22 protein-coding genes are annotated in these 21,024 nt (G+C 62.1%); 8 read left to right on the top strand and 14 right to left on the bottom strand.

From position 1 onward, the window contains the following. Positions 1-39: 39 nt before the first annotated feature. The 3 genes from ABEA23_RS05415 (at position 40) to ABEA23_RS05405 (ending at position 3,747) form a co-directional block, all read left to right on the top strand. A complete protein-coding gene (locus tag ABEA23_RS05415) occupies positions 40-1,974 on the top strand; it encodes an HNH endonuclease signature motif containing protein (protein ID WP_345477051.1) in 1,935 nt (644 codons plus the stop codon). A 352-nt stretch (positions 1,975-2,326) separates the two neighbouring features. After that, positions 2,327-3,151, top strand: a complete 825-nt coding sequence (locus tag ABEA23_RS05410; RefSeq protein WP_345477050.1) for an aldo/keto reductase — start codon at positions 2,327-2,329, stop codon at positions 3,149-3,151. 32 nt (positions 3,152-3,183) lie between these two features. Next, positions 3,184-3,747, top strand: a complete 564-nt coding sequence (locus ABEA23_RS05405; protein ID WP_345477049.1) for a GNAT family N-acetyltransferase — start codon at positions 3,184-3,186, stop codon at positions 3,745-3,747. Positions 3,748-3,759: 12 nt separating this feature from the next. Here ABEA23_RS05405 and ABEA23_RS05400 read toward each other — a convergent pair whose 3' ends face one another. After that, complete coding sequence (locus ABEA23_RS05400; RefSeq protein WP_425577124.1) at positions 3,760-4,365, bottom strand: YitT family protein; 606 nt, start codon at positions 4,363-4,365, stop codon at positions 3,760-3,762. 150 nt (positions 4,366-4,515) lie between these two features. Between ABEA23_RS05400 and ABEA23_RS05395 the strand changes: the two genes are divergently transcribed. Both ABEA23_RS05395 and ABEA23_RS05390 read left to right on the top strand, forming a co-directional pair. Continuing rightward, the gene (locus tag ABEA23_RS05395; RefSeq protein WP_345477047.1) at positions 4,516-5,931 is read left to right on the top strand and encodes an L-serine ammonia-lyase; all 1,416 of its coding nucleotides are present in this window, start codon (positions 4,516-4,518) and stop codon (positions 5,929-5,931) included. 60 nt (positions 5,932-5,991) lie between these two features. Beyond that, positions 5,992-7,674, top strand: a complete 1,683-nt coding sequence (locus ABEA23_RS05390) for a DUF885 domain-containing protein (protein WP_345477046.1) — start codon at positions 5,992-5,994, stop codon at positions 7,672-7,674. A gap of 66 nt (positions 7,675-7,740) precedes the next feature. Here ABEA23_RS05390 and ABEA23_RS05385 read toward each other — a convergent pair whose 3' ends face one another. From ABEA23_RS05385 to ABEA23_RS05345, 9 genes are all read right to left on the bottom strand, one after another. Continuing rightward, positions 7,741-8,682, bottom strand: coding sequence for an NADP-dependent oxidoreductase (locus tag ABEA23_RS05385; RefSeq protein WP_345477045.1), 942 nt, complete (start codon positions 8,680-8,682; stop codon positions 7,741-7,743). Between the two features lie 38 nt (positions 8,683-8,720). Next, positions 8,721-9,656: an aldo/keto reductase gene (locus ABEA23_RS05380; protein ID WP_345477044.1), complete on the bottom strand. Its 936-nt coding sequence runs from the start codon at positions 9,654-9,656 to the stop codon at positions 8,721-8,723. 34 nt (positions 9,657-9,690) lie between these two features. Further along, positions 9,691-10,071, bottom strand: coding sequence for a CBS domain-containing protein (locus ABEA23_RS05375; protein WP_345477043.1), 381 nt, complete (start codon positions 10,069-10,071; stop codon positions 9,691-9,693). A 54-nt stretch (positions 10,072-10,125) separates the two neighbouring features. Then, positions 10,126-10,758: a DUF2238 domain-containing protein gene (locus tag ABEA23_RS05370; protein ID WP_345477042.1), complete on the bottom strand. Its 633-nt coding sequence runs from the start codon at positions 10,756-10,758 to the stop codon at positions 10,126-10,128. After that, positions 10,755-11,567: a glycosyltransferase family A protein gene (locus tag ABEA23_RS05365; RefSeq protein WP_345477041.1), complete on the bottom strand. Its 813-nt coding sequence runs from the start codon at positions 11,565-11,567 to the stop codon at positions 10,755-10,757. The genes ABEA23_RS05370 and ABEA23_RS05365 overlap by 4 nt, the downstream gene beginning before the upstream one ends. Positions 11,568-11,694: 127 nt before the next feature. Then, complete coding sequence (locus tag ABEA23_RS05360; RefSeq protein WP_345477040.1) at positions 11,695-12,423, bottom strand: sulfite exporter TauE/SafE family protein; 729 nt, start codon at positions 12,421-12,423, stop codon at positions 11,695-11,697. A gap of 45 nt (positions 12,424-12,468) precedes the next feature. Beyond that, the gene (locus ABEA23_RS05355; protein ID WP_345477039.1) at positions 12,469-13,671 is read right to left on the bottom strand and encodes an MFS transporter; all 1,203 of its coding nucleotides are present in this window, start codon (positions 13,669-13,671) and stop codon (positions 12,469-12,471) included. Between the two features lie 215 nt (positions 13,672-13,886). Next, complete coding sequence (locus ABEA23_RS05350) at positions 13,887-14,663, bottom strand: ABC transporter permease (protein ID WP_345477038.1); 777 nt, start codon at positions 14,661-14,663, stop codon at positions 13,887-13,889. Continuing rightward, on the bottom strand, positions 14,663-15,418 hold the full coding sequence (locus tag ABEA23_RS05345) for an ABC transporter ATP-binding protein (protein ID WP_345477036.1): 756 nt from the start codon (positions 15,416-15,418) through the stop codon (positions 14,663-14,665). The genes ABEA23_RS05350 and ABEA23_RS05345 overlap by 1 nt, the downstream gene beginning before the upstream one ends. A gap of 111 nt (positions 15,419-15,529) precedes the next feature. Here ABEA23_RS05345 and ABEA23_RS05340 point away from each other — a divergent pair, with 111 nt between their 5' ends. The 3 genes from ABEA23_RS05340 to ABEA23_RS05330 all read left to right on the top strand — a co-directional run bounded on the left by ABEA23_RS05340 (position 15,530) and on the right by ABEA23_RS05330 (position 19,027). Beyond that, complete coding sequence (locus ABEA23_RS05340; protein ID WP_345477035.1) at positions 15,530-16,663, top strand: sensor histidine kinase; 1,134 nt, start codon at positions 15,530-15,532, stop codon at positions 16,661-16,663. Continuing rightward, on the top strand, positions 16,660-17,316 hold the full coding sequence (locus ABEA23_RS05335) for a response regulator (protein ID WP_345477034.1): 657 nt from the start codon (positions 16,660-16,662) through the stop codon (positions 17,314-17,316). The genes ABEA23_RS05340 and ABEA23_RS05335 overlap by 4 nt, the downstream gene beginning before the upstream one ends. Before the next feature lie 121 nt (positions 17,317-17,437). Further along, complete coding sequence (locus ABEA23_RS05330; RefSeq protein WP_345477033.1) at positions 17,438-19,027, top strand: Na+/H+ antiporter NhaC family protein; 1,590 nt, start codon at positions 17,438-17,440, stop codon at positions 19,025-19,027. A gap of 18 nt (positions 19,028-19,045) precedes the next feature. Here the strand turns inward: ABEA23_RS05330 and ABEA23_RS05325 are convergent, their stop codons facing one another. From ABEA23_RS05325 to ABEA23_RS05310, 4 genes are all read right to left on the bottom strand, one after another. Beyond that, positions 19,046-19,546 (bottom strand): SRPBCC domain-containing protein, encoded by a 501-nt coding sequence (locus tag ABEA23_RS05325; RefSeq protein WP_345477032.1) that lies wholly within the window; start codon positions 19,544-19,546, stop codon positions 19,046-19,048. Beyond that, positions 19,543-19,917 carry an ArsR/SmtB family transcription factor gene (locus ABEA23_RS05320; RefSeq protein WP_345477031.1) on the bottom strand — a complete coding sequence of 125 codons (375 nt, stop codon included), beginning with the start codon at positions 19,915-19,917 and terminating at the stop codon, positions 19,543-19,545. The genes ABEA23_RS05325 and ABEA23_RS05320 overlap by 4 nt, the downstream gene beginning before the upstream one ends. A 52-nt stretch (positions 19,918-19,969) precedes the next feature. Next, positions 19,970-20,398 carry a DUF1801 domain-containing protein gene (locus ABEA23_RS05315; protein WP_345477030.1) on the bottom strand — a complete coding sequence of 143 codons (429 nt, stop codon included), beginning with the start codon at positions 20,396-20,398 and terminating at the stop codon, positions 19,970-19,972. Between the two features lie 127 nt (positions 20,399-20,525). After that, the gene (locus ABEA23_RS05310; protein WP_345477029.1) at positions 20,526-20,891 is read right to left on the bottom strand and encodes a DUF1801 domain-containing protein; all 366 of its coding nucleotides are present in this window, start codon (positions 20,889-20,891) and stop codon (positions 20,526-20,528) included. Positions 20,892-21,024 lie beyond the last annotated feature (133 nt).

Genomic DNA, 21,024 nt, shown 5'->3' with positions numbered 1-21,024 from the left:
ACCGAGTTTTGTGTCAGACCCTGTCTTTAGGGTTGAAGTATGGACATCAACGCAGCAGCACGCGCTGCAGGGCGGGCTCGTGCCGGGGGAAGCCTGGCAGAGTCAGTGCTGCGTGGCGCTGCGGAGTTCTTCTTCAGCTCTGCTGCGAGAACGCCGCGGAGCTCAACACCAGCTGCTGCAGACCATGCCCGTCAGGAGTGGGGGCCGGTCGATTTCTTCGCACTCGGGGTCCTGCCCGTGGTGGTTGCTCCCACTCGGCTGGAGACGCCGCTGAACCTTGATGCTGCCTTCATGGGAACGGGCCCTGCCGAGGGCGCGGCTGCCTCTGGCGGCAGGCCAGCACCTAGTGGCAAGTCAGCACCTGGTGAAGAATCAATGCCTAGTCAAGCGTCAACGTCTGAGGAGCATGTAGGTCTTTCTTCGGATCTTCCTTGGGAACTTGTCAGGGCAGGACAGGTCCAGGTCCAGGAACGTCGGATGGCTGCTGAAAAGATCTCGCTGCTGCTGCAGTATCGTCAGCGTCAGAGCCTTCAGGCGCAGGTGGTCTATGCCGATCATCGGCAGAGGAAGATCCAGCTGCAGGAAGCTGATCGGGCGGTGATCAGGGAAATAGCCCAGGTTCTCGGTCATGGTGAACAGGCCACCACCGCTGTGCTGCATGCTGCCGGGTTCGCCCAGCACCAGCTGCCGAAAGTGTGGCAGGCGTTTATGGCAGGCGAACTGGATCTGGTCAGGGTCCGGAAGATCGTGACCGCCGCTGCTGTGCTGAGCGATTCCGATGCCACCGGCGGGGCTGCTGCGCTGAGTCAGTTCGATGATGTCGCGGCCCGGTGTTCAGCGCAGAAGAATCTGGGGCAGTTGCGGGGCTGGCTCAATAGAGTGGTAGCAGCACTATCGCCTGATGCGTTCGAGCAGCAGTGTGCTCAGGCCAGGGAGTCTCGGTGTGTGCGGTTTTTTCATCGTGATGATGGGATGTCTGAGGTGTGGGCGCTGCTGCCGACGGTGGCAGCTGCTGCGATACAAAAACGACTGCACCAAGCAGCCCACACACCCAACCAACCCGACCAGCCCAACCCAACAGGTCAGCCGAACCCGGGCCAGCCGAACCCATCAAGTCAGCCGAACCGGTCGGAGCAGACATATCCGCCTCATAACGCTGCCAACGGCGATGCCCCCGCCCACGACACCAACACCAGCACGAGCACCAGCACCGGTGATGATGGTTCTGGATCAGATGCCACCCCCAGTACTGCGCCTGAGTTGGCGGCGCTGCTGGCATCCGCAGTCGGGTTCGGGGTCCTACAGGATGACACCAGCGAAGGTGCTGATTCCTCAGCTACCAGCAGCGGCCATGAGCCGGCTGATGAGCGGACAGTAGCCCAGCGGGAAGCAGACATTCTTACTGCTTGGCTTACTGGTGGGACCGGATCGGGGCCTGAGGCTGGTATCAGTGCCTCGATTGGGCTGATGATCCCTTGGGAGACGGTGATGGGGGTCTCGGATGAGCCTGGGGTCTCCTGCGATAGGCAATGGGCGGTTCCTGCTGATCAAGCCCGTGCTCTGGTTGCTGATACCGGGGCTAGGCGTCGTTGGTACAGCCTGTACTACGGGCCACCACCGGACAACGCCCGGGGTCCGGCCGGGCCAGATGGGCCGAGTGGGTCAGATGGGCCGAGTGAGTCAGCCGGGTCCGGTGATTGGACTGCGGATCCACTGGTTCCTGGTGACCTGTTGGCTGCTGTGTATGAGGGCCATGATCCACCATTGGCACTGCGGGAAGTACTCGCTTTCAGAGATGGTACGTGTCAGGAACCTGGTTGCTCGGTGGCTGCTGAGCGCTGCGATCTTGATCATCATGTGCCCTGGCCTGCAGGCGAAACCAGGGCCAGTAATCTTCAGCACCTCTGCCGCAGGCACCACCGGCAGAAATCCCACGGCCACCTCAGCCCACCCACACCAAAAACTGCTCCATAAGAACGTCTCAAAGGGAACCCACCACCGCTGCCCTCGCGTGCCAGCTCTTAGCCCCTCCACAGTGAAAGATCGCCCGGGTCGAAGTGATGTTCTGACAGAAAACTCACAGGAAAAATCATCGAACACACCTTCGAGAAATCGCACTGAACCACTTGCGGTGCGCTAGAAGACGTGTTCTACTTGAGATTGCGCGATGGGAAGCGCGATGCGCGTAGAAGCCCTCCTCACTGCTTCTACGCGCATCACCCATTTCTAGGGCCGGACAGCCCTCTACAGAGCCGCCGCAAGGCTACGTTTCTCACGTTGTGGATCGTTCAGGCAGTTCTCAGCTGGCGCGGCATAGGATCGCCCCATGGAACTTCTGCAGCTGAACTCCGGTACCGCTATCCCCCAGCTCGGGCTGGGAACCTCCAAGTCAGGCGAGCCCGACCGCGCCGTCGCCTCAGGACTCGAGGTGGGATACCGCCATATCGACACCGCACAGATGTACCAGAACGAGACTGCTGTCGGTGAAGGGATCCGCGTCTCCGGCGTTCCCCGGGACGAGATCTTCCTGACCACCAAACTGCATAACCCCCATCATGCCCCTGAAGACGTCCACCGGACATTCGAAGAGTCGCTGCAGCGCCTCGGCGTCGACTACGTCGACCTGTTCCTGATCCACTGGCCGATGCCGTTCGATAAGACCGATTATGTAGACACCTGGCGCACCATGATCGAGCTGCGTGACTCCGGTAGGGCCCGCGCCATCGGCGTGTCGAACTTCGTTCAAGACCACCTGGACCGGATCATCGAAGCTACCGGTGTCACCCCTGCGGTGAACCAGATTGAAGTCCACCCGACCTTCGCCAATAACGAGCTGCGGCAGTACTGCCGGGAGCGCGGCATCGTCGTGACAGCGTGGAGCCCACTGGGCAAGGGAGATGAACTCAACCTCCCTGCCGTCCGCGAGATCGCAGAACGTCACGACCGGACACCGGCGCAGGTGATCCTGCGGTGGCATCTCCAGCGTGGTGACGTAGTGATTCCCAAGTCAGATAACCCTGAGCGACAGCGTTCCAACTTCGATGTCTTCAGCTTTGAGCTTTCCCCCAACGATATGGATGCTCTCGACGCCCTGGACCGCGGCGAGGATGGCCGCCGGAGCCCACACCCGAATGACTTCGGCAAGGAATAACCTGGCGCCGAGGAAGCAAAAAAGGTGAGACGGTGAGTGCCACCCACCTGCGCCCTTTACACGGTGATGATGCTGCCGATGTGCTGAGCGCCTTTGCTGCGGACCCAGAAATGTCCCGGCAGGGCGATGTCACAGACCTGGAGTCGGCCGAGGCCTACATTAGGCAGCTGACCGACCGGAGCCAGGACAATCTGGCCTTCGCGGTTGTCGACCGAGGCCGCTGCGTGGGCGTCGTCGCGATTAATGGGTCACGTCAACATCAGCTGGGCTGGTTCTTCTACTGGGTGCATCCTGGCACCCGCGGCCGCGGAGTGATGTCTCAGGCGGCAGCCACAGTGGCCAATTGGGCGCTGGGACATGGTGAAGATGACGACGGCGGCTTCTACCGTCTAGAGCTGGGTCACCGTGAAAACAACCCCGCCTCTGGACGGATTGCGGCGGCGGCTGGGTTCCTGCAGGAAGGCCTGGAAAGGGAGAAGTTCGAGGTCGGCGGGGAACGAGTAGACGTGCTCACCTACGGCCGACTGCGAAGTGACCCGCCCGCCGTCGTCGGGCATCTACCCCTGAGATGTCAGCAGGAAGTGACCTGCAGTTAAGGACCTGTCGCGCTAACCGCGGTAGCGTCCGGGCCGGTGATTCAGGGCCAGGACCATGTTGAGCACCACAGCACCCACCGCGGAGATGAGCACATTCATCGGAGCCACCACAGTCAGGGCGATGAGAATCACGATCACATCAAGGCTCATCTGCACGTAGCCGGCGCGCATATTGAACTGCTCCTGCGCGATGAGCGCCAGAATATTGAACCCGCCCAGCGATGAGCCGTGACGGAACACTGCCAGCAACGAAACCCCCAGCAGCAGGTTCCCAGCGATGACCCCATAGATCTGGTCCATCTCCGGGAGCGGAATCCAGTGCTGGTTGAGTTCGGTGAACAACGAGACCAGTGCCACTGACACCAGGGTCTTCACCGTGAATCTCCAACCCTTGCGCCACAGTGCCAGGGCAAAGAAGGGCACGTTGACCAAGAAGAACAGCCAGCCGAAGCTCAACGGAGTGGCATATGTCAGCAGCAGCGCTACACCTGCTGTACCGCCAGTGACCGCCTCGGCCTGCTCGAGCATGTACAGACCAAGCGCTGCGAGGAACGTTCCGGTGAGGACACCGAAGACATCCTCAGGGACACTATGCGGAAGGGTCGGATCAGTGGCCATCGGCCGCGGGTCATGCTTCTGAGTCACCCGGATACTCTAGACCCCTCATATGAAAGTCCTGTGACAGAGCCCCAATCGTGCACCACGGCTCGCGCACTGCACAGAGCTACAGTCTGCTGCGTGTAGCTTCCCTACGCGTAGTCTTAAAGGGTGACCATCAGTGTCTTCGACCTCTTCAGCGTCGGTGTGGGGCCTTCTTCATCCCACACCGTAGGGCCTATGCGCGCTGCCCGGCGCTTTGTCCAGGAGCTGCTGGTTCAGCCCGAGGGCGGCGCTGTCGTTGAAGACGTCGCTGCTGTGCAGGTGGAGCTTTTCGGGTCACTTTCAGCCACCGGATCCGGACACGGCACCTTCACTGCCATTCTGCTGGGGCTCGAAGGGTGGGCTGCTGAAGAGATCCTGCCTGAGCAGGTTGATGAGCGGATCGCGGCCATGGAAGCCACCGGCATCGTTCAGCTAGGCGCCCAGCTTGGTCACCGCAATGACATCACCCTTCGGGTAGCGGACTTCATCCAGCGTCCGCTGACCCATTTGGAACGGCACTCCAATGCCATGACTCTTCGTGCCGTGGACGCGCAGGACAAACTGCTGGCCGAGGAGACCTACTACTCAGTGGGCGGAGGTTTCGTCGTCGCTGATTCGGAGAACTCCAGCACCGAACTCTCAACCGGCGACCCACAGGTCCCCTACCCGTTTCGCACCTCTGCAGAGCTGATGGCCCACTGCCGCGACGCCGGCCTCTCCGTCTCCGAGGTGATGCTGGCCAATGAGCGTGCCCACCGCAGCGAGGATGAGATACTCGACGGCATCTGGCACCTCTGGGAGGTGATGGAGGCCTGCAAGAATTCCGCTCTCCAGCGCGAAGGCCCCCTTCCGGGCGGGCTCAAAGTGCGCAGGCGCGCCCCTGATTGGCATGCCAAGCTCTGGCGTGAGGATCCTGACCGCAGTTATGCCTATTGGCAGGAGTGGGTGAATCTGGTGGCCCTGGCGGTCAATGAGGAGAACGCTTCCGGCGGCAGAGTGGTCACCGCGCCCACCAACGGTGCCGCAGGTATCATTCCAGCAGTCGGGTTCTATGCCACCCACTACGGGCCAGGCGCCACTTTCGCCAAACCCGAGGATAAGCGCCGCATTGTCACCACCTACCTGCTCACTGCGGCAGCAATCGGTGTGCTGTATAAGGAGCAGGCCTCCATCTCAGGAGCAGAGGTCGGCTGCCAGGGCGAAGTCGGTTCCGCCTCTTCCATGGCCGCAGCGGGGCTCTGCGAGATCCTGGGCGGCACGCCCCAGCAGGTGGAGAATGCCGCCGAGATTGCCATGGAGCACAACCTCGGACTGACCTGCGATCCCATCAGCGGACTAGTGCAGGTGCCCTGTATCGAGCGCAACGCGATCGCCGCGACCAAGGCCATCAATGCCGCGCGGATGGCGCTGATGGGTGATGGCGAGCACCGCGTCACACTGGATGACGTCATCAACACCATGCGCGAAACCGGCAAGGACATGTCTCATAAGTACAAAGAGACGGCCTTGGGTGGTCTTGCCGTCAATGTTGTGGAGTGCTGAACGCACGACGACGCCGTCACGTCATGTCGCTGTCACATACTGTGAGACAGAATGTTGCCTATGACAACTAGTTTCGCGGCTGCTGCCACCCCCAGAGAACTCGCCGACGCCTATGTTCATCGCCTTGCCGAGCTGGATCCCTCCGTATCCACGGGACTCGGGCTCAACCCGCAGGACGACCGGATGCCGGACCACTCCCCCGCCGCGGCGGAGGCACAGGATGAGCTGATGCGCGCCGTGCTGGCCCGCCTCGATGAGCTTCAGGCCCAAGCCGGGGACTTCGAGGAGATCGAAGCGCGTTGTGCGGTGCTGCTGCGCGACCGGCTCGGCGTCCAGTTGGAAGCCCATGAGGCAGGTGAGCACCTGCGCCCGCTGCGCAATATCGCCTCCCCCGTCCACGGTGCCCGTTCGATCTTCCTGATGATGCCTGCCGCCACCGCGCAGGATTGGTCCGTGATCGCCCGTCGGATGGCGAAGTTCCCGGGCTGCTATGACTCGCTGATCCAAGCGCTGGACGAGGGGCGTCGTCGTGGGCTGTATGCCGCACCGCTGCAGGTGGAAACTATCATCGGGCAGCTGGATGAGTGGATCGCCTCAGAGACCACCTGGTTCCACGAGTTTGTGAGCAAAGGCCCAAAGAGCCTGGCCACCGATTTAAAGGACGCAGCCGACGGCGCCGCAGCTGCTGTGCGCACCATGCGCAACTACCTCTCAGAGACCTACCTGCCAGAGGCCGCAGGAACCCCCGATGCCGCCGGCCGTGAACGATACCTGCTCAACGCTCGGCGCTGGATGGGAGCCAGCATCGACCCAGAAGAGGTCTATGCCTGGGGCTGGGAGGAGTACAAGCGGCTTGCCGCCCAGATGCGGGAGTTGGCAGAGCAGATCAAACCCGGGGCAACGCCGGTTGAAGCCATGCGCTGGTTGGATGAGCACGGACGGCGCGTGGAGGGGGTCGAGGAAGTCCGGCAGTGGCTGCAGGACATGATGGACCGCAGCATTGAGGAACTCGACGGCACCCACTTCGACATCGCCGAACCCATCAAGACGGTTGAAGCGATGATCGCGCCCTCAGGCAGTGCCGCAGCACCCTACTATTCCCGTCCATCTGTGGACTTCTCGCGGCCGGGCCGGACTTGGCTGCCCACCCTGGGCCGAACGGTCTTCCCGGTCTATGACCTGGTCAGCACCTGGTACCACGAGGGAGTGCCGGGACATCACCTGCAACTGGCGCAATGGGTGCACGTCAAGGACGATCTCTCGCTGTTCCAGACCACTATCGGTTCATCCTCCGGCGCCACCGAAGGGTGGGCCCTCTACGCCGAGCGCCTGATGGACGAGCTGGGGTATCTCGATGCTGAGGAGCGCATGGGCTACTTGGACTGCCAGATGATGCGCGCCGTCCGGGTGGTCATTGATCTAGGGATGCACCTTCAGCTGGAGGTCCCGCAGGACTCGCCCATCGGTGCCGGTGAGACCTGGACACCGGAGCTGGCTCTGGAGTTCTTCGCCGCTCACTCGGGTCGGCCACGGGACTTCCTGGAGTCTGAGATCGTGCGTTATCTGGGCTGGCCGGGACAGGCCATCAGTTACAAGCTGGGCGAGCGCGCCTGGCTCAATGGCCGTGCTGCGGCACAGGGTGCCCATGGAGAGAACTTCAGCCTCAAGGACTGGCATATGAAGGCGTTGTCGCTGGGCGCACTGGGTCTGGACGACCTGGAGAAGGAACTTTCGGCGCTCTAGGTCAAAACAGTGAGCGGGCCCGCAGCACATCTGCTCCGGGCCCGCTCACTGTAAATGCACTGCCGCCTACCGGCTGACGTCGATGATGATCTTGCCGCGAGCACCGTTCTTGTTGTGATCCATCGCCGCTGCCGCCTCGGCCAGCGGATAGACGGTGTCAATATCCACCTTGAGCTTGCCGTCGCTGATCTTCTGCAGCAGCGACTCCAGGCGTGCACCATCGGGACGCACCCAGATCAGCTGTCCGGCGTGCTCGAGCACCTCCGAATCTGTGACGGATACGTGACGGCCCCCCTCGCCCAGCAGCGCCAGGGTGTCGGCAAGAACTCCGCCCACAAAGTCAGCAACCGCTGTGACACCCTCGGGCGCTACCTCGCGGACCCGCTCCTGCAGGCCCTCCCCGTAGGTCACCGGGGTGACACCGATGTCACGCAGGGCATCATGATTCTTCTCCGAAGCAGTACCGATCACCGTGGCGCCCATCTCTACGGCCAGCTGCGCGGCCAGATGGCCCACACCGCCGGAGGCTGCGTGGATCAGCAGGGTGTCCTCGCTGGAGAGTTTCAGGGCTTCCAATGAACGCAGTGCGGTCAGCCCCGCCAGCGGAAGTCCGGCGGCGCTGTCGGAGTCGACGTCATCGGGCACATGGGCTACATCGACTGCGCGTATCGAGACGTATTCGGCATAGGTCCCGCCCTGCACAAAGTCCTTACGGGCGTAGGCAGCCACCCGGTCGCCGGGCTTGAACTCCGGCACATCAGGGCCTGTTGCTTCGATTGTTCCGGCTACGTCCCAACCCGGCACCACGGGGAAGACAACATCCAGCAGGGGGTCCAGCCCGCCGGCCATCAGTTTCCAGTCCACCGGATTGACCGCCGCACGCTCCACTTTGATGAGCACCGATCCCGGGGCCACCTTAGGAGTGGGCAGCTCGGTCAGGGACAGAACGTTGGTATCTCCATATTCAGAGTAAGCAATCGCACGCATGTCGGTCCCAACAATGATCACCGGCTGCTCATTCCAGCCAGTCTGGCACCCGCTGGACCCTAAGGAACCGTATGGCCGGCGGCCCTCAGCAGCTGGAACCACTCGGCGCGACTGAGCCGCACCTGTGCCCCGGCAGCAGCTTCCTGCACCCGCCCCGGCTGGGTGGTTCCCAGCACCACCTGGATGTCGGCGGGGTGCCTGGTGATCCAGGCGGTGGCGATGCCGGTAGGTGTCACGCCGTGTTTCTTCGCCAGCTCCTCCAGCGCGGCATTGAGTTCGGGGTAGTCCGGATTGTCAATGAAAACCCCGGTGGGTGACTGATACGGCGACCATGCCTGGAGACTGATGCCGTGCATCCGGCAGTATTCCACGACGCCTGCTCCATCCGGTGACACCTCCGGTGAGGCACCCAGTGTGTTAGCCAGGATGCCCTCGGTCACAATGGCGGCATGCGGCAGCGACAGCTGCAACTGGTTCACGCTCAACGGCTGGTTCAAGGACCTGCGCAGCAGCTCCAGCTGAGCTGACGTGTGGTTAGAGACTCCAAAATGCCGCACTTTGCCGGATCCCTCGAGCTCCTCGAAGGCGCGGGCTACTTCATCCGGCTCAACCAGCGGGTCTGGCCGATGCAGCAGCAGCACGTCGAGGTACTCGGTGTTCAGCGCGCGAAGCGACGCTTCCACACTGGAGATGATGTGCTGGTAGGAGAAGTCGTAGAAGGGGCCGTCCTTGACGATGCCGACCTTGGTCTGCAGCGTGACTTTCTCCCGCTCGGTGGGGCTGAGCTGCATGGCCTGGGCGAAGCGCCGCTCACATGCATGCAGGCTCAGGCCCGGACTATAGATATCGGCGTGATCGAAGTAGTCGATTCCGACGTCGCGGGCCGCATTCACCAGGGCGCGCACGGCGTCGTCGTCCATCTCCGCGATACGCATCATTCCCAGAATGACCTGCGGCGCGGACAGACCGGTCTGAGGCATCTGCACAGTACGCATTTCTCCAGCCTATATCCGAGCGGGGTGCGGTAAGTCAGGCGGCGAACTGCTGACGCTGCTGGGTGAGCGCCGCTGCTGAGACCCAGCCGATGATGTCCGCCTCGTCACTCACCAGTAGCGCGTGGTGGATCTCGAAGGTGCTCATCTGGATATCCTCCAGCAGGGTTTCTCCGGGGATGACTCCTGGTGAGTCCGGAAGCGCGCAGGCGCAACGCTTTTTCCGCCAGTTCTCGGGATACGCAGCACGCCAGTGCTGCAATAGCGCGTCAGTGATCACTCCCACCGGCCGCCCACAGAGATTGAGCACGACGACGCCCCCGCCGTCAGGTCCGATCTGCTCAGCAGCGTCTGCCAGTGAGTGGGTCACAAAGAGCGACCCACGGGGCTTGCGCATGATGTCACGGACGGTCCTCATGGCTGGCCTCCGGGGTTAAGGCAGCTGCTGAACGGACTGCCATATTAGCGGTTATCACGCGTGCAAGGAAGGGTCCTCGGCTGAACTCCCAGCAGGTTTTTGCAGGTCAGGTAGTACTGCGTCAGCGCGTATCAGCGTGGTTTTGGCCACAATGATCCCGGCGCAGGCAGCGCCGAACCCGCCAGCTGCCATATCGCTGATCGTGTCGTGGTACGTGACGTAAATATCCTGGGTAATGAACACGAATCCGATCCACTCCACTATCTCCCACAGCGCACTCAACGCTAGCCCTATGGCCGCGGTGATACTGATTGTCAGCGCGGTGGGAGTGATCTCAGCGGAGGCGACGACGCCGCGGCGCTCAGCCCAGGAGTGCAGCACCGCAGCCAGGACTCCGGTGCACAGCACATGAATCAGGATGTCCCACCAGCTGATCCGCGTGTAAAGGTCAAAGACGTTGCTCCACGCCGCGATCAGAAGAATGCTGCAACAGGAGATGTCAGCAGCAGGCCGCAGCCCGATGAACCGTGCACCGAAGAGGCCAGGCAAGGCGAAGGCGAGGATTCCCGCATCGGTGGGGGCGTACCAGATGGCTGCTATGAGGACACTGAGCATCCCGAGCCCACGCAGCGCATCGGCGGCGAGTTCAGCCGGTCCTCGGGCCGGTCGGAGGAAGTTCGCAATCATTGTGCCCACCCCTGCTGCGCCAGGGGGCCTGCGGGATTCCGCGTTGCTGAGCGCGCAGCGGCTATTCGGCGCCAGCGGTAGGGCGGGAAGTCCTGCGGCCACTGTGAAGTCACCGTGTGCACCGCGCGCCGGAAGCGCAGCCGGAACCCGTTGGCGCTGTAGAAGGGTCTCATGGAGATCTGCATGCTGGGGCGGCCCAGGCGGTGGATGGGGCTGAGAGCCCCTACGGGGTAGGACAGTGCCAGGTCATCGTGGACATCAGTATCGCTGCGGTCGATCTGGTCTCGTACCTGTTCCCATACGTCGCGGCGCAGTCCCATATTTGAGCCGAAAAGGGGCCAGTGGCCCAGCGCGAGCACTCCAGCAATCCGGTATGCACCCAGGTACAGCACAGCCAGCGGGATGCGTAGCGGTTGTGGCCCGTCGTAGAAGGTGGCGCCGCCGGTCACCGCTCCTGCCCGTGGATGATTCGCGAACGCAGCGACCATATTCTCCGCCCAGTGGTGTTCTGGCAGAGAGTCTGCGTCGATACGCAGGATAAGGTCTCCGCCAGCCTGGTCGTAGCCGGCGGAGGCCGCTGCTGGTATACCGGGCTGGGCACAGAAGACCACCTCGGCACCGAAGGCGCGGGCAACATCCGCGGAGTGATCGGCGGAGTTGTTGTCTACCACGATGATTTGTTCGGGCAGCAGGCTTTGGCCGCTCAGGGCCTGCAGGCAGCGGCGCAGTTCCTCGGCGTCGTCTTTGACTGGGATGACCACGCTGACCTTCGGCCCGCTGACTGCCTCCGGGACATCATCTACCTGCATAGCCGCTCCCTTCAGCGATTGACGCGGGCGTCGTCGTCCTACGCCCCGGGCATCACAAGCCTCTGACCTGGTGTTTCTGTCTCCGATCCGAACTGTACCGGCTTATTCCTGGCCCCGGCTGAATACCTCACAGCAGCAGATACACCGCACCGGCTGCTGTGAAGCACAGGACAAGGATCTCAAAAGCCCGCTGAGGGATGCGGGAAGCCATCCAGCGCCCAGCGAAGGCAGACAGCACCACCAGCGGAACAAGCAGCACCACGATGCTGAGGACTTCCAGGTTCAGCAGGCCCAGACCCACGTGGAAGGGCACCTTGATGAGATTGATGGCGAAGAAGAAATAGGCGGCGGTGCCGAGGAAGGTCTTCACGTCCAGCCGCATGCCCAGCAGATACAGACTCATGACGGGGCCTCCGGCATTTGCCACCATGGTGGTGAATCCGCCGAGCCAGCCGAACCCGTAGCCAGCGGTCCGGCCGAGACGGACTTTTGCCTGTCTGCGTCGCCACATAGTGACGCCCAGCAGTCCCAGCAGAATGGCGCCGATGACGCGACGGACCATCGCATCGGAGGCCACCCCAAGGAAGAAGGTTCCGATCGCGACCCCGGCCAGCACCGGCCATACCAGGCGCCTTAAGATCCCCCAGTCCACGGTGCGCCGGTACATCCAGATCGCGAAGAGATCACCGATGATCAGCAGCACCAGAAGCGCGGCGGTGGACTCTCGAGCAGGAAGAGCGGAGGCAAAGAAGATGACCGCCAATGTTCCGGCACCTGGCACAGCAGTCTTCGCCAGCCCCACAGTGAGGGCGCCGAGGCTCAGCAGCAGCCAGCTGGTCAGGGTCAGTTCATCCATCGACTCAGCCTATAGGCGGATGAACGCCACATAAGGGGCCTTCGATTATCTGGCCTTTGTCGCGAGATTCATCGCCACCGCACTGACAACTAGCGCTGCCGCTAACACGATCATCCCTGCCGAGTACCCCAGTGACGAATCAGCACACCATCCGACCACTGCGGGGCCTGCGGCCCGTCCAACTGCGATTGCTATGGCTTGGAACCCCATCAGAGCTCCGAAGCGCGGCCCAGAGTACCAATCGCTCATCAGCACTGCCCGTAGCGGCATAAACGCCCCAAAAACCAGCCCGAAGAGAATGAAATGCCCGTATAGCTCCCAGGATTCAGTGCCTCTGACTGCCAGCAGCACCGCAGGGAGGATCAGTGCCGTCAGCGCCAGCCATATGCTGCTGGAACGGTACCGGTTAGCCAGTACCGGCAGCAGATAGCGGCCTGGCAGGCTGAGCAGCCCCACAGCGACTGCCCACCACCCCAGCATGATGGGATCAAAACCGTTGTCCTCGAATCGCGCAATGCGATGGACGTTGAAAGCTTCCAACACCGCCATAGTCACCGCAATGCAGATGGTGAGCGGGAGAAACCCTGCCGGCAGTGCTCTCCACGTGGACTTGAACTCTGGTCCAGAGGCTTGCGCTGTGCCTGTGGCGGCATTTCCCCCTGGAGCAGCACGCAGAGCCCATGCGCTGGTCACCAGGTTGACTCCTAGTACAGCAGCGCCCAGCAGAACTGCTGTCCACCGCCACCCGAGACAGGTATTTGCATACGTCACTGCTGGGATGAAAATCGGTCCGGCCAGCCCCGTGAGCAATGTGAGGACCCCTGCTGCTCGATTGCGCTGTTCCCGGCTGAACCACTGCTGGATCGCGATGAAGGCGGGTTCAAAGAGCACCATTGCGCTCCCTGGGCCGATAAAGACCCACCAGCCGACCAGCAGCTGCCAGGGAGCGGTGCTAAGCGCGAAGATGAGGAATCCGATGCATACCAGTACGCCACCTAACCCGATGACCCCACGTACTCCGTGAGCGTCACAGTGTCGACCGATCGGCACGGCGAATATCGCGCCGACCAGCACCGAGCCGGAGAACGCCATGGAGAGCAACGCGATGGAGTAGTCGGCCCCCGCGGCAGTCGAGGTGATCATGACCGAGGTACCGAACAGGATCGCGCCGAAGCTCACACCTATGCTCAGCGCTAGGGAGTAGACGAGACGACGGAAGTGCTTCGAATGGGGAGAAACCTGTGGCATGGATCCTTCTTGGTGTCGAGGGCATCACGAGATGCCGACTCCACTCCTGAAGGTTTCTGTCCCTTAAGATCCATGCCGCTGGGGTGCAGGGGCATATCGCGGCGCTTGAACCAGACTCGACGTGACCGTCGACGGAACCCTAGCCGCCTGTGCTGGCCGGTACCCCTGAGTCTAGCTGACAGTCCTGCTTTGGCTCTCCCATACGGAGTCTCAGCTCAGTCCCAGCGGAACAGAGCCCCCGCCACAGCTGCCCCCATTACGGCCGAGCCACCAAGTACCAACCAGTTCTGCATCTCCACGCCTTCGCCCGACCAGGCCGATTGGAAGGCTTCCACAGCTGCACCAAACGGCAGCCACGAACTGACAGTTTGCACAGCATCCGGAAGATTCTCCGTTGGTCCGAACATGCCACCCAGGGCGGCAAGCCCGAAGAAAGCGATCAGACCGATAGCAACGGAAGAGTTCGGAGTGGGAGAGATCGAGGCCACGATCATGCCTACCCCATACATCGCCGCGCAGGTCGCCAGCAGCGCCCCTACCGCCATCAGCGGCGACTTCGGCAGGTTTGCACTGAAGAACATCATGGCCACCGCGAAAGCAACACCGATGCCGATAATGACTTGAATGAAGCTGACCACCATCTGGGCGACCAACACCATCGTCGGCGAGGCCGGGGTCACCGCCAGTCGGCGCAGCAGTTTGGTCTTGCGGTAGGTGGCCAGGAAACTAGGCATATTGATGACCGCGATAGTGGTCACGACCATGGTGACCACCACAGGCAGCAGGTAGTAGTCCATGACGGTGATTCCGTCGCTCATCTCCAGACCGACGTCGTCGAACGAGATTGCCTGCATCACCAAGATCAGCAGCGGCATTCCCAACGGGACTATCAACCCCGCGGTGTCGCGTATGACCATCTTCGCTTCCGCCTGGATCAGTTTCAGCCAGGCTGCTGCGCCGGGTCTACGGACCTGAACAGTTTCCGTTGTCATCAGTCGTCCTCTTCCTGATCAGTCAGTTCTTTGCCGGTGATGGTGACAAAGGCGTCCTCGAGTGTGGTTGTGCCGGCTTTCTCCATGAGTTGGCCTGGAGTGCCTTGGGCGACGATCCGTCCGGCATCGATCAGTGCCACTCGGTCGCACAGCCTCTCCACCTCATCCATGGCGTGACTCACCAGGATCACTGTCTGCCCGGCCAGTGACTCGAGAGTCCCCCAAATCCGACGGCGCGCTCTCGGGTCCAGACCGGTGGTCAGCTCATCAAGAATCACCACTCGGGGCTGGCCGATGAGTGCCAACGCGATGGAGAGGCGCTGCATCTGACCGCCGGAGAGGTCGTCGAATTTAGTCTTGGCCTGATCGGTCAGCTCCATCATGGCCAGGGCTTCAGCAGCATCCCGCGGATTAGGGTAGAAACTGCGGTAGAGATCCACCAGCTCCCGGACGGTCAGCGAACCGTGGAGATAGGCCTGCTGCAGTTGGACTCCTAGAATCTGCCGCACCTTCGCTCGATCGGTGAATGGGTCCAGGCCTTGAATCCGCACTGTTCCCTCAGAGGGTTTGCGCAGCCCGGCGATCATCTCCACCGTGGTGGTCTTACCGGCCCCATTGGTCCCCAGAATGCCGAAGGTCTCGCCCACTGCGATCTGGAGACTGATTCCGTCCACCGCGGTCTTGTTCTTATACCGCTTGACCAGATGCTGGGCATCCACGGCCAAGAGCGGTCTCTGGTCGCTGTTTGTTCTCATGCCCTCCAGCATTCCGCCGCCCGCCCGAACCCACTTGTGCCTTCGGTCATGACCTTCACCATGACTTTTGGCACCCCCGCACTACGTCGGTGCTCAGTAGGCTGGGGTGTTATGGACACCGATGTGCCGCCTGGGCACACACGCCGCAGGCATCTGACCGAGACATTCTCCGGGGCAGGGATCGGGGCTCTGTGCTTGGGCATCGGGCTGCTCTTGCTGTTTCTGGGTCCCGAGCCCTACATACCGCGTGGACTCTGGTTCGGGCTGTTCCTAGCGTCCCTGTTCTCCGTCGTCTGGGCAGTAGGCGGCGAGATGAGCCGCCGCAAGTCTCAGATGACCTACTGTGGCGCCGTCGTTCTCTCGTGGCTGGTACTTCTGACCATCCCGGATCAAGGCATGCTGGTGGTGCTGCTGGTGGCGGTGGCTGCAGTGGGCAGCTACCTGCTGCCGCTGTGGGCGGTGGGCGTCGTCGTCGCGCTCAACTGCTGCGTCGTCGCAGTGCAGTTCCTGATCCGCGGAACTCACCTCATCGACTTGACCATCTCCGTCGCCTTCTACCTCATCATCCACTGCGCCTCCGTGCTGAGCACCTACACACTGCATAAGGAGTCCGCACTGCGGGCCGAGTTGGAGCAGAAGAACGTGGAGCTCGAAGCGGCCGGGGTGATGCTGGAAGACTCGGCCGCCACCGCCGAGCGCCTGCGCATCTCCCGGGAGCTGCACGACACGGTGGGCCACCAGCTCACCGTGTTGAACCTGGAGCTCGAAGCGGCCAGACACCTCGCCCAGAACGGTCCGGCGAATGAGCATGTTGAACGCGCAGCAGGAGTGGCCAAGCAGCTTCTGGCCGAGGTGCGGGCCACGGTGGGTGAGCTGCGCGCCTCCGGTTCCGCTGACCTGCAGGCCAGCCTTCAGCGGCTGGCCGCAGCCGTTCCCTCTCTGGACATCCATGTGGAGGTTGACCCCGCGGTGAGCGTGGACGATCAGCAGGCCGAGGCGCTCCTGCGAGCTGCTCAAGAGATCATCACCAACGCGATCAAGCACTCCGAGGCCCAGGAACTGACTCTCAGCGTGCGCAGAGAAGGCACCGACACGGTACTGACCGGCACCAATGACGGCTACGCGCCGAAGGTAGTCACGTTCGGCCATGGGTTGACGGGCCTGCGAGAACGGGTGGAACTGCTCGGCGGAAACTTAAGCGTCAGCTCGTCACCGAATTTCACAGTGGAGGTGAGGCTGCCATGACGCGGGTGATCCTGGTGGATGACCAGACCCTGGTTCGCCAGGGCATCCGCACACTGCTGGAGATCGGCGGCATCACCGTGGTGGCTGAAGCCGGTGATGGTGCCCAAGCGCTGACGATCCTAGAGGAGGCAAGCGGGCCGGAGGCACCTGATGTGGTCTTACTGGATCTTCGGATGCCCCGGTATGACGGGCTCTGGTTGCTGAGAAAGCTGCAGGACGCCGGGCGGGAGGTTCCGGTGCTTGTGCTCACCACCTTCGACGACGACGCCCTGGTGCTTGAGGCGCTTCGCGCCGGCGCCCGTGGCTACATGCTCAAGGACGTCACCGTGGAGCAGCTCGCAGAAGCTGTGCGCGCTCTTGCAGATGGTGGAACGCTTATTGCCCCCTCGATCACTGACCGGCTGTTGCGGGCCATCAAGGCAGCTCCCGAGCCCGCAGGCTCCCAAGGTGTCGTGGTCGATCAGCTGACTGAGCGTGAGCTAGAGGTGCTGCGGCTGATGGCTGAGGGGTACTCCAACCGCCAGATTGCGCAGCTGATCCATCTGGCTGAGGGCACGGTGAAGAATCACATCTCATCAATCCTGACCAAGATGGGGGCCAGGGACAGAACCAACGCGGTTCTGCGTGCTATCCGGGAAGGCCTCCTGGGCTGAGACAATCCGTGTGATTGGCGCCGCTCCCCTGGGCTAGCGGTGTAGGATGACCCGGGCCGTTTCAGAGATTTGTCTCGCGGCCTGCACCTCTCTTCTGGATGAATCACCAACGAAAGGCACTATGAGCGACCTCACCACGTCGTACCCGCTTCTGACCCTGGTACCTCCGGTGCTGGCGCTGACCCTGGTGATCCTTACCCGGAAGGTACTCATCAGCTTGGGTGCGGGCGTGGTCGCGGCTGCGCTGCTGATTCATGACCTCAACCCGCTCAGCACCGTGCAGGCCGTGTGGAATGCGTTTGCTTCAATTTTCTGGGCGGACGGGGAGGTCAACACCTGGTCGGTCTACATTCTGGTGTTCCTACTGCTGCTGGGCGTCATCGCCGCCTTCATCCTGATGTCTGGCGGCACCACCGCTTTTGCGCTCTGGGCCATGCGCCGGATCCAGAAGCGGCCAGGTTCCATGTTCCTACCGGCGATCCTGGGCATCGTCATCTTCATCGACGATTACTTCAACGCCCTGGCGGTCGGGCAGATATCGCGACCAGTTACCGACCAGCACCGGGTTTCCCGTGCCAAGCTCGCCTACATCATTGACTCCACCTCTGCACCGGTTTCGGTGCTTTCCCCGGTCTCCAGCTGGGGCGCCTACATTATGGGCATCCTCGCGCCGATCGTGGCAGCCTCGACGCTGTCCATCAGCAGCGTGCAGGCCTTCCTGGGTGCCGCCGTCGCCAATTACTACGCCATTGCCGCCGCAGTCCTGGTCTGGCTGGTGATTATCTTCCGTATCGATATGGGCGCTATGCGCAAAGAGGAGCGGCGCGCCATCACCGAGGGGCAGCTCTTTGACCCCTCCGACGACGTCCCCGGGCAGCTCTCCGATGACCTCCCGGTCCACGATCCTGGTGCCCGGCGTGCGCTGATCGTGCCCTTCGTGCTGCTTGTGGTGGGAGTCTTCGCCGGCATTGTGTGGACCGGACAGCGGGCGGCGGAATCCTGGAACATCATCGACATCCTGGCGGAGACGGATGCCAGTGCAGCACTGGTGGTCGGTGGACTGCTCGGGCTGATCTCGGCGGTGTACTACTACCTGCGCAATACCCGGAAGAACCCGCAGTTCGTGCGCTCTACCTTCGCCCGCGGCTGGGTGGAGGGCGTGAAGTCCATGCTTCCGGCAATAGCCATTCTCATCCCCGCGTGGATGCTGGGCGATCTGATCGGCCAGTTGGGCACCGGGGATTACCTGGGTCAGCTTGTGGAGGCGTCCAATATTTCCGCCGGCTGGCTGGCTCCGGTGGTTTTTGTCATCGCTGCGGCCATGTCATTCGCCACTGGTACGTCCTGGGGCTCCTTCGGCCTGCTGCTTCCCATTGCCGGTGGCATCATCAACTCCATGGATCAGCCCGATCTGCTGCTGCCAGTGCTGGGTGCGGTGCTGGCCGGCGCGGTGGCAGGTGACCACGCCTCCCCCATCTCCGACACCACGATCCTCTCGGCCACAGGTTCCAGCTGCAATGTCATCACCCATGTGGTGACTCAGCTGCCGTACGTCGCTAGCGCGGCAGTCTGCGCGACTCTGGGCTATGTGGCTCTTGCGCTGACCAGCAGCGTGGTGATCGGCCTCGTCGTGGTAGCTGCTGGGCTTGCCGCGTTCGTGGTGATCATGAAGGCGACGACGATGCCGATCGAGTCAGCTCAGACGGTCTAACCCGAGCCTCTGGGCCGTTTAGGCAGCAGGGAGGAGAGGTTCATACTGGCTGCGGAGCTGGTGGTACCTCTGACTCCAGTCCAGGTCCGGGTCGCCTTCGGCCAGCCGGTCAAGGTAGGCATGCCAGCCGGGGGCGTACTGACTGAAGTCCGCGGCCTGCAGATCCTTGTGCTCCAGCGTGAGAAGCACGCCGGCGTCGTCTTCCTCCAGAGTCACTCTGAGCAGGGTCTCGGCTAGGGGTTTGGTGTCGTCGCTGGCGTGCCAGGTGAGTTCGAGCAGCCGCTGCGGTTCGCACTGCCGGATCTCTCCTTTGGCGTATTCCCTACCGTCATCCCAGTAGGTGATCCATTCCTGTCCGTCCACGGTGATGGGAGCGAACCATCGGGCCACTCGCTCGGGCTGGGTCACCGCGCTCCAGGCATCGGCCAGACTGGTGTTCAGGTACCGTTCGAATCGGATTCTGCCTGTACCACCGTTGAGGGTGATATCAGCAAACCCTGGGGGCTGTGGTGTCTTCATGCTGTTCTCTTCTCTGTGGTGGGTGGTACAACCGGGGGTTGAACGCGGCGTCGCGCAGACTTGCCACGCGCCACTTCGGTCTCCAGAGCGTCGAGTCGCTGGTTCCAGAATCCGGTGATCCGCTGGGCCCAGGCGGCAACTTCTTCTACTGCCGCCGGCTTCAGCGCATAGAGCCGCCGTTGGGCATCGACCGTCATCTCCACAACCTCTGCTTCACGCAGCACCCGTAGATGACGGGATGAGGCTGGCTGGGAGATGCCAAACTCGGCATGGAGCACTTGTGCCAGCTCCCCCGCTGAGCAGGGTCCCGAGGACAGTTCTTCCACGATTCTCCGTCTTACCGGATCGCCGAGTACATCCAGTGCGTTCATATCACCACTATTGCATCGTTGGTTATATAACGCAATAGCTATATATAAGTGCTTATTCTGAGACTGCTTCCTGCAGGGTGATCGCGTGAGAGAGCATGAGAAGCTCGCGGAGAACGCTCATATCTACCTTGGATAAGCGCGTGAGGTAGAGGCATGCCTTGCTTGTCCGGTAGCTGCCGAGCCTTGCCAACAGCTCGGGCCAGCGTTCGGCGTAGTTGCTCACCAGATAAATGGTGTGCTGGTTCTTCCCCGTGGCAAAGGCCATCAAGGGTGCTTGACCGCTGTGCCCGCTCGCGTAACGGTACTGGTACTCCCCGAATCCGATAATCCTCCCAGCCCACACCACTGGCTTTTCTCCGCTGATCTCGGCGAAGAGTGAGACAAGCTCATCTGCTTCGACCCGCCGTGGACCCACAGTTTGATCAAGCACCGCTTCCACAGGGGTGTCCGACGGCGACATCGCTGGTTGTTTAGCAGGCATCCGGGTCCCTTGCTCTTATGGTGCTGCTGAGCCTACCGCGAAGGGAGCAGCCACAACCGCTATGCGGGGTTTCCTCCGGTTCCCGGGGATCCGCGACTACTCCCTTCGCACCTACCCGTGGTTCCGGTCAGGCGACTGCGCCGCGAACAATCTCCGCAATGCGCTGCTCGGTGGTCTCGTCAAGGTCGTTGAAGTACCAGGCAGCGGGTGCAAGAAGACCGTCTCTGCCACCGGCGGGTCTTATCGGGGCCTTCTCGCTGATCCCCAGCGTCATGAGCTCGTCCTTGCGGAAGAACACCAGGACGGGGCTGCTGGCGGACTTCGCGTAGCCGGGCATGCCGTACCAGATGCGGGGTTTCAGCTCTGGCGCGGCGGCAGTGATGACCTCGTGCATCCGGCGCATGGTGTCCCGCACGGATTCGTCCATGGTCTCGATCTTGTCGAGGACCTGCTGGAGGTTCTTCTGGTCTTTGGAGTTCGGGCTAGTTGCCATGGGTAAGTCCTTTCTCACCGGCGACTGAACCGGCGCGTGAAGTGAGTGCGCAGCAAGGCGCAGCACCCCATCCGGACATGCCCTGTGAATACAGGTCCCTCCGCGATGATTCAGGCGGTCGTTCACCTGGAAG

The sequence above is a fragment of the Nesterenkonia rhizosphaerae genome (assembly GCF_039544555.1).
GTDB lineage: Bacteria > Actinomycetota > Actinomycetes > Actinomycetales > Micrococcaceae > Nesterenkonia > Nesterenkonia rhizosphaerae.
The sequence above is the reverse complement of the archived record's forward strand: the minus strand, read 5'-3'. Positions and strand labels throughout refer to the sequence as shown.

Coding starts and splice junctions, on each gene's coding strand:
- ABEA23_RS05415 (WP_345477051.1), top strand. CDS start 40: ATGGACATCAACGCAGCAGCACGCGCTGCAGGGCGGGCTCGTGCCGGG.
- ABEA23_RS05410 (WP_345477050.1), top strand. CDS start 2,327: ATGGAACTTCTGCAGCTGAACTCCGGTACCGCTATCCCCCAGCTCGGG.
- ABEA23_RS05400 (WP_425577124.1), bottom strand. CDS start 4,365: ATGGCCACTGATCCGACCCTTCCGCATAGTGTCCCTGAGGATGTCTTC.
- ABEA23_RS05390 (WP_345477046.1), top strand. CDS start 5,992: ATGACAACTAGTTTCGCGGCTGCTGCCACCCCCAGAGAACTCGCCGAC.
- ABEA23_RS05380 (WP_345477044.1), bottom strand. CDS start 9,656: ATGCGTACTGTGCAGATGCCTCAGACCGGTCTGTCCGCGCCGCAGGTC.
- ABEA23_RS05375 (WP_345477043.1), bottom strand. CDS start 10,071: ATGAGGACCGTCCGTGACATCATGCGCAAGCCCCGTGGGTCGCTCTTT.
- ABEA23_RS05370 (WP_345477042.1), bottom strand. CDS start 10,758: ATGATTGCGAACTTCCTCCGACCGGCCCGAGGACCGGCTGAACTCGCC.
- ABEA23_RS05365 (WP_345477041.1), bottom strand. CDS start 11,567: ATGCAGGTAGATGATGTCCCGGAGGCAGTCAGCGGGCCGAAGGTCAGC.
- ABEA23_RS05360 (WP_345477040.1), bottom strand. CDS start 12,423: ATGGATGAACTGACCCTGACCAGCTGGCTGCTGCTGAGCCTCGGCGCC.
- ABEA23_RS05355 (WP_345477039.1), bottom strand. CDS start 13,671: ATGCCACAGGTTTCTCCCCATTCGAAGCACTTCCGTCGTCTCGTCTAC.
- ABEA23_RS05350 (WP_345477038.1), bottom strand. CDS start 14,663: ATGACAACGGAAACTGTTCAGGTCCGTAGACCCGGCGCAGCAGCCTGG.
- ABEA23_RS05345 (WP_345477036.1), bottom strand. CDS start 15,418: ATGAGAACAAACAGCGACCAGAGACCGCTCTTGGCCGTGGATGCCCAG.
- ABEA23_RS05340 (WP_345477035.1), top strand. CDS start 15,530: ATGGACACCGATGTGCCGCCTGGGCACACACGCCGCAGGCATCTGACC.
- ABEA23_RS05335 (WP_345477034.1), top strand. CDS start 16,660: ATGACGCGGGTGATCCTGGTGGATGACCAGACCCTGGTTCGCCAGGGC.
- ABEA23_RS05330 (WP_345477033.1), top strand. CDS start 17,438: ATGAGCGACCTCACCACGTCGTACCCGCTTCTGACCCTGGTACCTCCG.
- ABEA23_RS05325 (WP_345477032.1), bottom strand. CDS start 19,546: ATGAAGACACCACAGCCCCCAGGGTTTGCTGATATCACCCTCAACGGT.
- ABEA23_RS05320 (WP_345477031.1), bottom strand. CDS start 19,917: ATGAACGCACTGGATGTACTCGGCGATCCGGTAAGACGGAGAATCGTG.
- ABEA23_RS05315 (WP_345477030.1), bottom strand. CDS start 20,398: ATGCCTGCTAAACAACCAGCGATGTCGCCGTCGGACACCCCTGTGGAA.
- ABEA23_RS05310 (WP_345477029.1), bottom strand. CDS start 20,891: ATGGCAACTAGCCCGAACTCCAAAGACCAGAAGAACCTCCAGCAGGTC.